This window comes from Cupriavidus sp. GW823-FHT07A04, assembly GCF_058794615.1.
The window spans coordinates 23,069-33,498 of sequence record NZ_JBXAHA010000039.1; the positions used below are offsets into that span (position 1 = coordinate 23,069).

Below are 10,430 nucleotides of genomic sequence, written 5' to 3' on the forward strand. Positions count from 1 at the left end.
GCCCTCGATTGCGCATCGGCGCGCAATACACAGAACACCAAGCACCAAGCACCAAGCGCGAAGCACAAAACACAAGGTAGAGAGACCCACCATGAACACCACTTCACTGATCACGCTCGACATCGACGCCGGGATCGCCACCCTGACGCTGAACCGCCCTGAAAAGCGCAACGCCATGACCGACGATATGCGCACCGAGCTGATCGCCGCCCTGGAGCATGTCACGCAGGACAAGACCATTCGGGCGCTGGTGCTCACCGGCAACGGTAAAGGCTTCTGCGCAGGTGGCGATGTGGCCGGCATGCAGCGGCGCATGGATGCGCCGGCGGGCGAGGTTGCGTTCAACGGCTGGTCGCGCCAGCAACGGGTGCACCATACCGTGGCGCTGCTGCACAACATGCCCAAGCCCACCATTGCCGCGGTCAATGGCGCCGCCGCCGGGCTGGGTGCCGATATGGCCATGAGCTGCGATTTTGTGGTGGCCTCGGAAAGCGCCAGTTTCGCCTGGTCGTACATCCATCGTGGCCTGATCCCGGACGGCGGCGGCATGTACTTCCTGCCGCGCCGCACCGGGCTGTCCAAGGCCAAGGAACTGATCTTCAGCGGGCGCAAGGTCGATGCCGCAGAGGCCCTCCAGCTGGGCATCGCGGATCGCGTGAGCGAGCCGGAAGCGCTGTTGCCCAGTGCCAGGGCCTGGGCGGCGGAGCTGAGCCAGGGCTCCGCGACTGCCCTGGCGCTGGGCAAGTCCATCCTGAACCAGGCCTTCGAGTTGCCGGCCGAGCAGGTATTCGCACAAGGCAGCCAGGCACAGGGCATCTGCTACACCAGCGCCGAGCATCGGGAATCCGTGCTGGCATTCCTGGCCAAGATGGCTGGAAAGGAACAGGCCTGACACCATGGACGCAGATAACGCAGAAAACGCACTCTCCGCCATCGCCCGCCTGGTCAAGCCGCGCAGCGTCGCCATCATCGGCGCTTCCGCCGATGCGGCCAAGACCGCCGGGCGCCCGGTCGCCTACCTGAAAAAACACGGCTTCGCCGGCGCCATCTACCCGGTCAACCCGAAGGTGGGCGAGATTGACGGCATCCGCTGCTATGCGGATATCGACACGTTGCCGGAAGTGCCGGATGTGGGCATCGTCCTGCTAGGCGCGCAGCGCGCCCACCTGGCCGTGCGCGAGCTGGCCGCGCTCGGCACCGGCGCCGCCATCGTGCTGGCCAGCGGCTATTCGGAGACGGGCGCCGAAGGCGCGCGCCGCCAGGCGGAGCTGATCGAGGCAGCCGGCGCCATGCGCCTGCTCGGCCCCAACACCATCGGCCTGGTCAACCTCACCGACAATATCCCGCTCTCCGCCAGCGGGGCGCTGGAGATGGATCATTTCCCCGTCGGCAACATCGGCGTGGTCTCGCAGAGCGGCGGCATTCTTGGCGCTTTGCTCTCGCGCGCCGCCGCGCGCGGCATCGGGCTTTCCAAGCTGGTTTCCACCAGCAATGAAGTGGACCTCGACCTGGCGGATTTCGTCGACTACCTTGCGGATGATGAGGCCACCCGCGTGATTGCGCTGTATGTGGAAAGCGTGCGCCATCCCGACCGATTCCGTGCCGCCGCGCTGAAAGCGGCCAGGGCAGGCAAGCCGGTGGTCGCGTTCAAGATCGGCCGCTCCGAGGCGGGGGCACGCGCCGCGGTGTCGCACACGGGCGCGCTGGCCGGCGCGGACCGGATGTACGACGCGCTGTTCCGGCAAGCCGGCGTGATCCGCGCGCAAACTTTCGCGGACCTGCTCGACATGCCCGCCGCGCTCGCCACCGGCAGGGCGCTGCGCGGCAATCGGGTTGCCATCCTGACCTCGACTGGCGGCGCCGGCACGCTGGTTTCGGACAGCCTCGGGTTGTCCGGCTTCGAGACGCCCGCGCCGGATGAAGCCACCGCGCAACGGCTGCGCTCGCTGCAGCAGGGCGATCACGCGGCACTGGATCGCAACCCCATCGATGTCACCCTGGCAGGCCTGCAGCCGGACCTGCTGCGCGGCGCAATCCGGGCGCTGCTGGATAGCCCGAGCTATGACGCCGTTGCCATCATCGTCGGGTCGTCCGGCCTGGCCATGCCAGACCTGATGGCAGGCGCGATCCAGGATTGCCTGCCCACCAGCGACAAGCCGGTGGTGGCCTTCGTCAGCCCGCATGCGCCGCAGGTGGCCAGCCTGCTGACCGCGCGCGGCGTGCCAGCATTCAGCGCGCCCGAGAGCTGTACGGCCGCGCTAAGCGCCATGCTGCGTGCAGGGCAATGGCGCGAGACGCCTGACGTCCCGGCCCCGGCGGCAGCCCGCGTCGCCGGGGAGCTGCCGCGCGGCGCGCTGGATGAGGCAGCGGCAAAGCAGCTCTTCGCGCGCTTTGGCATCCCGTCGGTGCGCGAGCGCATCGTACGCAATGGGCAAGAAGCCAGCGACGCCGCCAAGGCCCTCGGTGCCCGCGCGGTCCTTAAGATCCTCAGCGCCGAGATCACGCACAAGAGCGATGTGGGCGGCGTCGCCGTCAACCTGACGCCGCAAGACATAGCGGCGCGGTTGTCGGCGATGGCCGACGACGTGCGCACGCATACCGGCGTGGTGCCCCAGCGCTTCCTCGTCCAGGAGATGGTCACCGGCGGCGTGGAGATGATCCTTGGCATGCACCGCGACGCGCTCGGCACCGCGATCCTGCTTGGCATGGGCGGCGTGACCGCGGAGCTGTTCAAGGACACCACCATGCGCATGCTGCCGCCGGCCGGCGGGCTGTCGCACACCGAAGCACTTGGCATGATCCAGGAACTGAAAACCTGGCCGCTGCTGGACGGCTTCCGCGGGCGGCCCAAGGCCGACGTTGCGGCGCTGGCCGATGCCATTGTGGCGTTTTCCGGCATGGCGGCAGCGCTGGGCGAGCAGTTGGTGGAGGCAGAGATCAACCCGGTCTTCGTGCTGCCGGCATCGCAAGGCGTGCGGGCGGCAGATGGCGTGGTTGTGCTGGCGGGCTGATGGCAGGGAGCCGGGCAGGGGAGTCTGGCATAGTCATGCCAAATGATGCCAGACTCCTCTCCGATGCTTTAATTCCGGCTGCCGGAAATCAGTCCTCCCCAGGAGCATGACCTTGGATCCCGAACTAGCGCTATCGCGGGCGCGTGGCAGGGCGAGCAGCACGTCGGCCAATCGCTCGCTCGAGCGCGGCATGGAGATACTCCGGGCGTTTCGCGCGGGCTCGGAAGTGCTGGGCAACGGCGACCTGGCCGAACGCACCGGCCTGCCGCGCTCGACCGTCAGCCGGCTCACGCAAAGCCTGGTCGAGGCCGGCTTCCTCCTGTACGACGCCACGCTGCGCGCTTACCGGCTCGGCCCGCCGGTCCTGAGCCTGGCGCACGCCATGCGCACCGGCTCTGCCGTGCTGCAGGCAGCAGCCCCGTTGATGCGCGAGCTCGCGCAAAGCCAGCACATCAACGTTGGGCTGGCCATGGCCGACCGCGACGAGATGGTCTACCTGGAATCCGTCCGCTATAGCCGCAAGGTTTCGCTGCGCAGCGTGGTGACCGGGCAGCGTGTGCCCATGGAGCTGACCTCCCTGGGACGCGCCTACCTGGCCGCGGCCCCCGAGCAGGAAACCAAGGCCTTGCTGGAAGGCTTCGGCAGGCGCTTGCGCGCTAACTGGCCTGCACTTGCACAAGACATCGAGCAAGCCATCGGGCAGGTGCGCAAGCAAGGCTGGTGCATGGCGAGCTGGCAGCCGGAAGTGGTCGCGCTCTCCACGCCACTGGTGTTCAAGCGCTACGCCATCCACGTGCTGAACGTCAGCACCACCACGCAGGCAACGCCGGCCAGCGCCGCACGCATTCTCAAGCCACACCTGATGAAACTTGCCGCGCAGATCCGCAGCGCGATGGGCGACGAGGCCGTGTAACAGGCGGCTCACGCCTTCGGCTTGAGCAAGTGTTCGTCCAAGCTCAAGCGCAGGCGCCCGGCGTCGATGCGCAAGCGCAGGCGATGATATTTCGCGAAGTAACGCACGCCGACGATCGCAGCGGCAAAGCCCGCGCCGGCGCCGATGCCCGCGAACGGAAGGTGCCACTCACCGGCTACCGCCCTTTTCGAGCAGATCGATGATCTCGCGGGTTGTGCCAGTCTCCCCCAGCCTAGGGAAAATCCGCGCAATGCTATTCGCGTGCGCGTCCAGGCTCATGTCGGTCATGGCATCGACGGCCAGGGCAACGTTGAACCCAAGCTCATACGCCTGGCGCGCGGTCGACTCCACGCCGATGCTGGTCGCAACGCCGGCAAGCACCACCTGTGTCACACCCAGCTTTCTCAGTTGCGCCTCAAGATCGGTATTGGTGAAGGCTCCCCAGGTCCGCTTTGTCACCGTGTGGTCAGCCGGCTGCCGGTTCAACTCGGGCACCAGATCGTCCCATCCGGCAGGAAGATCGCCAAGCCTGCGTCCCTGTTCGGTACGGCCGGGGGCGCCGCCGGCAACATTGACCAGCACAACTGGCAGGCCGTGGCCACGGAACGCGGTGGCAAGGGCCGCAGACTGCTTCACGACCTCATCGACCGGGTGCACGACGGGAAGCGAGACGATTCCCTGCTGCAGATCGATGACAACGAGAGCGGCTTTCGGATCAAGAACGGTGACTGGCATGGTGTTTTCTCACGGTCGATAGGGACTAAGGTAGGGACTTCGGCGAGTCCGGAGCGGGGCGCTGGCCGGGGCTTTGAAAGGGCCCCGTCACGAGTCGGCCAGCCGTTTGAGCAGGGCGATGCCGGCCGCAAGCTCCTCTTGCTCCGTCGCCGCCAGCTGTGTCCGGATGGCACGGAGCAGCCAGTCTTCGCGCGCTGCCCGGGTCGCCAGGATCATCTCCCTGGCGTCAGCCGTGAGCGACAAGATGGTCCGCCGCCCGTCGACCGGATCCGGCGCACCGCTCACCATCCGGGCTGATTCCAGGACGGCAACCGTGGCGCCCATGGACTGCGACCGCACACCCTCGGCCCGCGCCAGGGTTGTCACAGTGGCCGGACCGTCGCGCTCCAGGCGGCCAAGAACCGACATCTGCGACCAGGTGAGATCGCCCGGATGCACCTCTTCACGCAGGCGGCGCCTTAGCTGGCCGATCACGATACGTAGATCGGTTGCCAGCGCGGACGCGCCGGCAACCTGCGGATCATCTTGTTTGTGGTTGGAATGCATCCCCCCAATGTAGCCGATACGAAGGAAAACTACAAAGGTAACCTTCTTATTTTGCTCAGGCCCGTCATGATTGACGGCCGGGAGATCCAAACAGTGGCCCGGCGGCCAGCGCTAGGGCCCCGAGCCGGAAATGGCACGCACGTTGCCATCGGCACCGAAGGATGCGGCACCTGGGTGCCACTGTGAGACAGAAGGGCAGGCAACGGCGCGAACGGACGAGTGAGCCGGCAAGGTCATGGTCCACCAGCGTTTCAGTGCCTGCATGCGCGCGAACAGGCCTCAGTAGCTCAGCCGCAGGCCCAGGCGCACAGTACGGCCGGCGCCGGGCATGACCCACACGCTGCTATAAGAGCTGGCGTAGTAGGTCTTGTCGAATAGGTTGTCGACGTTGAGTGTCACGCGTGCCGTCTTGCTGTATTGCCAATAGCCCAGCACGTCGGCCAGCGTGTAGGCGGGCAGCGAGAAGCTGTTCTGCGAGTCGCCGGAGCGCTTGCCGACATAGCGGATGCCCCCGCCCACGCCGTAGCGCTGGCCGATGGGGGCCGCATCCTCGTACACCGCCATCACGCTGCCGCTGGTGCGCGGGATGTTGGCCAGCGGCGTGCCGGCGGCAAGCGTGCTGTCCTGGGTGATTTCGGCGTCGGTATAGGCAAAGTTGCCGGTCACACGCCAATGCGTGCCGAGCTGCCCGGACGCGTCGAGTTCCACCCCGCGGCTGCGCGCCTCGCCGGCGGCCACCGAGTAGGAGGGATCCAGCGAGTCGGTGGTCAGCACGTTGCGCTTGCGGATCTCGAACACCGACAGTGTGGCGCCGAGACGGCGGTCGTCGCTGTCGAGCTTCACGCCGGCCTCGACAGCCCGCCCGTGTTCTGGAGAAAACGGGTTGCCGGCGGAATCGGTGCCGGTATTGGGGCGGAACGAGCGGCTGGCGTTGGCGAACAGCGAGACGTTGTTGCTGGCCAGATAGGTGAGGCCGATGCGCGGCGAGACCGCGCTCTGATGCTGGCTGGCACTGGTGCCGGCCAGGCGGTTGTCCAGCGACTGGTTGTAGGCATCGAAACGCACGCCGGCCAGCAGGCGCCAGCGTTCGCCCAGCCGCAGTTGGTCCTGGGCATAGAGGCCGAGATTGGTCTGGCGCTCGTAGGTGTCGGTGTTGGCTGCCAGTGTGGGTGGGGTCTGCCCATAGACCGGGTTGTCGATGTCGATGGCATAGGGCGCGCTGGCGCTGGGGTTCTTGCGCAGCTGCACCTGGGTGTTGCCGAAGCGGTAGGCGTCCACGCCGACGAGCAGCTCGTGGCCGATCGCGCCGGTGGTGAACTTGCCGGTCATGTCGGCCTGCAGCGAGACGTCGTCGGACTGGTAGTCGCGATAGCGACGCTGGCGCCTCAGGGTACGTTGGTCTGCGGACAGCGCGCTGGCCTCGGTGGAGTAGCCCACCAGGCTGCCGCCGCGGTAGGCCGCGGCCAGGCGGCCCTTCCAGTCAGGCGAGAACTGATGTTCAACACTCAACTGGTGCGACTGGCTGTCGAGGCGGATGTCGCTATCGTTTGGCTCGCCGAGGAAGCGCGAGCGCGGTACGGCGCCCAACTGCCCGTTGATGGCCAACACGCCGCGGTCCAGCGGGGTGGTGTAGCGCTGGAACTCGGCTGCGTACTGCACGATGGTGTCAGCGCCCAGGGTCCAGGTGAACGACGGCGCCACCAGGTAGCGCTTGCTGTTGACGAAGTCGCGCGTGCTGCCTTCGTGGTCGCCCACGGCGATCAGCCGCCCTGCCACATTGTCGCTGATGGTGCCGGTGACGTCGGCCGACACGCGGTAGCCATCACGGCTGCTGACCTCCATGTCGTAGGTCTGGCTGGGCTTGAACTGTGGCTGCTTGGTGATGACGTTGATGCTGCCGCCGGGTTCGCTGTTGCCGTACAGCGAGGAGGTCGGGCCCTTGAGCACCTCCACGCGTTCGATGGTGGCTGCGTCGCGCGGCGCGGTGAAGCCGCGGTTGGCGGCAAAGCCGTTGACGAGGTAGCCAGCGCCGGTGTTCTCGTTGCCGGTGAAACCGCGTATCGCGTAGTTGTCCCACAGGCCGCCGAAGCTGTTCTGGCGCGACACGCCGCTGGCGTAGTCGAAGGTCTGATCCAGCCGCGTGGCGCCGATATCGTCGAGCAGCTCGCGCGGCAACACACGCACGGATTGCGGCACCTCGCGCAGCGGGGCCTCGGTGCGAGTCGCGCCGGTGGAGGAGGAAGGCGCGTAGGTCTTGTCGGCGGTGCTGACCACCGAGACTTCGGGGAGCGTCGTCGCGGGCGCCTCCTCGGCATCGGCGAGCGACGCGGTGATCGCCGTGGCGGCGGCCAGTGCGGCGAGAGGACTACGCCGTCGTTGGCCGGCTGGAGTGACAGAAAGTATCGGCATGTTCGGATCAGAGGAAAGCGCTGGCGCTGGGTAGCGCGTTGGGGGCTCGGCGGTGACGCGGCGCGAGACGGCCAGTCCCAACGGGGGGGCCAACGTGATTGACCCCTTATTGCAACCAAGTTGCATTATAAGGGGCTTCTCCATCCGTTGTGTGGAATTTTCCGGCGCGCGGCGCCATGCCACAGGGTCGACATGCCGGCAAGCCAGCGTTCCTGTTCGTTCGCCACCGGCATGTCATAAGCCGGAGTTCCGCAGCACCCCAGCGGACTGCCTAAGCGGCGTACTACAGGAACAAGGGCTACGGTCCATTTCCCGTGCCTCTTCCAATGAATCCACCGATCAACACCACTAAGCGGTATCCCATGCCATTCAATGACGCTGACTAAGACGCCTTCCATTGCCTCACGTACACTGGTTCTGCTCCGATGCTGGTCGATGCAGCAATCGGCGTCTGTGGCAGCGTCACCATCGGCAGGACACCGGCCCAAATTGGCAAATCCAGGTCTGATTCGTCATCAATCGGCCCGCCAGTTCGAACTTTCGCGGCGGCTTCATCGAGCGCGATGCCTAGAATCGTCGTCGCAGCAAACTCCTTCGCGCTCCCCGGCCGGGCATCCCCCTCACGGCCTGGCGCAATCAGCCTCATGAAAACATCCATCAGTCGGCGCTTTTCCGCCTCGTCATTTACAGCATTAAATCGCCCATAAATAATCGCGGAGCGATAATTCATGGCGCGATTAAATGCAGACTTTGCCAACACGAGTCCGTCCAAGTGGGTAATGGCTACCGCTGCCTCTTTGGCACTGGTTAGTTGGCGAATAAGGCGCCCGCCATTGGAGCCATGGACGTATAGCCTATCGCCATCGCGCCAGCACGCAGTGGGAATGACATGACTGGATTCGCCATCGTAAAAAGAAATATGGCAGACATAAGCTGAATCGATTATCGAATAAAGCGCCGCCTTTTCATAGAGCGCAAGCTCCGGGAGCCGGCGTATGCGGGTGCGGGGAGTGGGGGATGGCATTTTCAACAGTCATTCCTCGTGTATAAACGGTGCGGCAGTATAGGTTTGCATCATCCCGCTGCCTAGATCCAGCCGATCCCCATTATTTAGATTCAGGTCGAGTTCGAGGATACAGGCGAGCGCGCGGACACATACGGTGTCGAACCACTCGGTCATATTGTCATCGAACGCGATAGGATGATGTCGATACTCACATCCAGAGAGCGCCTGAATAGCGATCCGGCGGCCCTTTTCGAGACAATGATTGCTTATTCTGGTGTCGTGTCGAGGATGAGGATAAACTCATCATCAAGGTCGACACGGCGTGGCATCCAGCCTGGATTGGCACCGAGCAGGTTCGGTTCTTCAAAGTAGATCGCGGCGTCCTAGCGATAACAACTGCGTGGCAGATCCATCCATCGTTCCCGAGGCGAATGGCTCGCGGTGTGCTGATCGCACAGAGAAACAATGTCTAGCGCAGGCTCTCGCGCTAAACCCAAACCATGGAGAGATTGATTGATGATCAATGCCCAAAAAGCTCATGCGATACCCATGCCATCCGACAGCATCCTGGCGCCGCTTTATAGGAGCGCGGACCTGCTGGATGCGTATGCGGTTCAGTTGCCGGCGGGGGCCAGCGACGATCTCGAAATGTTAGCGCGCGCTGGATTCGAGCGGCAGGCGTGGTGGATTCGTGCGCTGACGCGGGTACGGGACACGATTATGGCGACAGTCGGCGTCAAATCGTCTCGTGCGGTCGGTATTGCTGCGGCGGCGCGAGGGCCGGTGATCGGTTTCTTTCCACTGCGGTCGAAGAGTGCGGGGGAACTGGTGATGGGCGAGGACGATCGGCATCTCGACTTCCGGCTCGCGATCCAGCTGCGCACGGGTGCGGCAGGCGGCAGGGAGCTCGTCCTGGTGACCGTAGTGCATTGCCATAACTTGCTGGGACGGACGTACCTCGCGGTAATCACACCGTTCCACCGTGTAATCGCGCGGGCTAGTCTGGAACAGGCGGCAAGCCGTGCTGTCTGAACTGGTCTGCGCTTGCCGACGATCCGGTACCAACAAGGTTAATGGACTACGCTGCATGTCAGTGGGAGAGACCCACCGTGCGGCGATGGGTTGAACTGAACCGTCCCCCTCTTTGAGTGTGCGAAGCCAAACAGGAATTGGCTTTGCGGCGCCGCCCCAATGTTGCCTGCGACTCGACTCTTGTTTCGGCCCGATGTCCGCTCTTCGGAAGGACGAACGTCGGTAGCCGCCCTTGGAGACTGTCCCGTCCCGCGTCCACTTCCGGGCGGCAAGGAACCAAACTACGGCATGGGCGTGCCCTTGATCGCCCGCTCCAGGTCCAGCCGGTTGATCAGCCGCTGCCGCTTCACGTGCAGCGGCGGGTTGTGCGGCCGCGGCGGCTCGCCCAGCAACGTGCAAGGCGACGAGCGATCTTCGAACCAGGCGTGATCGCTGCCATCGATCTGGATCAATTCGCCCAAACAGGCGCGCCGATTCCTTGGCTGGTGAACCTTGGGCGGGCACAGCCGGCGCGGCACCCAGAAACCCGCGTCGATCATGAGGCGGCGCACGGTCTCCTTGGCCAGCACGATGCCATGGCGTTCACGCAGCTTCTCGCAGGCCAGGGTTGGACCGAAGTCGGCATAGGTGTCGCGAATCAGGCCGAGCGCCTGCGCCAGCAGGCCCTCGGCCGTTGCCTGAATGACCTTGAAGCGGTCAACTTCACGCAGACTCATGGTGATCAACCCTCGATCCTTCACGGCGCGCTCCCGTCCAACCCAGGCGCTACCAGTATAGG

8 protein-coding genes and 2 pseudogenes are annotated in these 10,430 nt (G+C 65.0%); 5 read left to right on the forward strand and 5 right to left on the reverse strand.

All coding sequences use genetic code 11. The features are described from left to right. Positions 1-91: 91 nt before the first annotated feature. From AC1Q7Q_RS39430 to AC1Q7Q_RS39440, 3 genes are all read left to right on the forward strand, one after another. Positions 92-892, forward strand: a complete 801-nt coding sequence (locus AC1Q7Q_RS39430; protein ID WP_267601856.1) for an enoyl-CoA hydratase/isomerase family protein — start codon at positions 92-94, stop codon at positions 890-892. 4 nt (positions 893-896) lie between these two features. After that, entirely contained in the window at positions 897-3,011 is a 2,115-nt protein-coding gene (locus tag AC1Q7Q_RS39435; RefSeq protein ID WP_492375583.1) for an acetate--CoA ligase family protein, read from the forward strand. 112 nt (positions 3,012-3,123) lie between these two features. Beyond that, a complete protein-coding gene (locus AC1Q7Q_RS39440) occupies positions 3,124-3,924 on the forward strand; it encodes an IclR family transcriptional regulator (protein WP_492375584.1) in 801 nt (266 codons plus the stop codon). A gap of 168 nt (positions 3,925-4,092) precedes the next feature. Here the strand turns inward: AC1Q7Q_RS39440 and AC1Q7Q_RS39445 are convergent, their stop codons facing one another. The 4 genes from AC1Q7Q_RS39445 to AC1Q7Q_RS39460 form a co-directional block, all read right to left on the reverse strand. After that, positions 4,093-4,659 carry an isochorismatase family protein gene (locus tag AC1Q7Q_RS39445; RefSeq protein WP_492375585.1) on the reverse strand — a complete coding sequence of 189 codons (567 nt, stop codon included), beginning with the start codon at positions 4,657-4,659 and terminating at the stop codon, positions 4,093-4,095. A gap of 87 nt (positions 4,660-4,746) precedes the next feature. Further along, complete coding sequence (locus AC1Q7Q_RS39450) at positions 4,747-5,205, reverse strand: MarR family winged helix-turn-helix transcriptional regulator (protein ID WP_492375587.1); 459 nt, start codon at positions 5,203-5,205, stop codon at positions 4,747-4,749. A 279-nt stretch (positions 5,206-5,484) separates the two neighbouring features. Further along, positions 5,485-7,614, reverse strand: a complete 2,130-nt coding sequence (locus AC1Q7Q_RS39455) for a TonB-dependent siderophore receptor (RefSeq protein WP_492375586.1) — start codon at positions 7,612-7,614, stop codon at positions 5,485-5,487. 382 nt (positions 7,615-7,996) lie between these two features. Next, on the reverse strand, positions 7,997-8,638 hold the full coding sequence (locus tag AC1Q7Q_RS39460; RefSeq protein ID WP_492375588.1) for a pyridoxamine 5'-phosphate oxidase family protein: 642 nt from the start codon (positions 8,636-8,638) through the stop codon (positions 7,997-7,999). Between the two features lie 272 nt (positions 8,639-8,910). Here AC1Q7Q_RS39460 and AC1Q7Q_RS39465 point away from each other — a divergent pair. Next, positions 8,911-9,093: pseudogene (locus AC1Q7Q_RS39465) on the forward strand (lipocalin-like domain-containing protein); the annotation flags it as partial. A 43-nt stretch (positions 9,094-9,136) separates the two neighbouring features. Continuing rightward, complete coding sequence (locus AC1Q7Q_RS39470) at positions 9,137-9,652, forward strand: DUF2867 domain-containing protein (protein WP_492375589.1); 516 nt, start codon at positions 9,137-9,139, stop codon at positions 9,650-9,652. A 386-nt stretch (positions 9,653-10,038) separates the two neighbouring features. Here the strand turns inward: AC1Q7Q_RS39470 and AC1Q7Q_RS39475 are convergent. Further along, a pseudogene (locus tag AC1Q7Q_RS39475) lies at positions 10,039-10,368 on the reverse strand (ISNCY family transposase); the annotation flags it as partial. Positions 10,369-10,430: the final 62 nt, after the last annotated feature.

Coding starts and splice junctions, on each gene's coding strand:
- AC1Q7Q_RS39430 (WP_267601856.1), top strand. CDS start 92: ATGAACACCACTTCACTGATCACGCTCGACATCGACGCCGGGATCGCC.
- AC1Q7Q_RS39435 (WP_492375583.1), top strand. CDS start 897: ATGGACGCAGATAACGCAGAAAACGCACTCTCCGCCATCGCCCGCCTG.
- AC1Q7Q_RS39445 (WP_492375585.1), bottom strand. CDS start 4,659: ATGCCAGTCACCGTTCTTGATCCGAAAGCCGCTCTCGTTGTCATCGAT.
- AC1Q7Q_RS39450 (WP_492375587.1), bottom strand. CDS start 5,205: ATGCATTCCAACCACAAACAAGATGATCCGCAGGTTGCCGGCGCGTCC.
- AC1Q7Q_RS39455 (WP_492375586.1), bottom strand. CDS start 7,614: ATGCCGATACTTTCTGTCACTCCAGCCGGCCAACGACGGCGTAGTCCT.
- AC1Q7Q_RS39460 (WP_492375588.1), bottom strand. CDS start 8,638: ATGCCATCCCCCACTCCCCGCACCCGCATACGCCGGCTCCCGGAGCTT.
- AC1Q7Q_RS39470 (WP_492375589.1), top strand. CDS start 9,137: ATGATCAATGCCCAAAAAGCTCATGCGATACCCATGCCATCCGACAGC.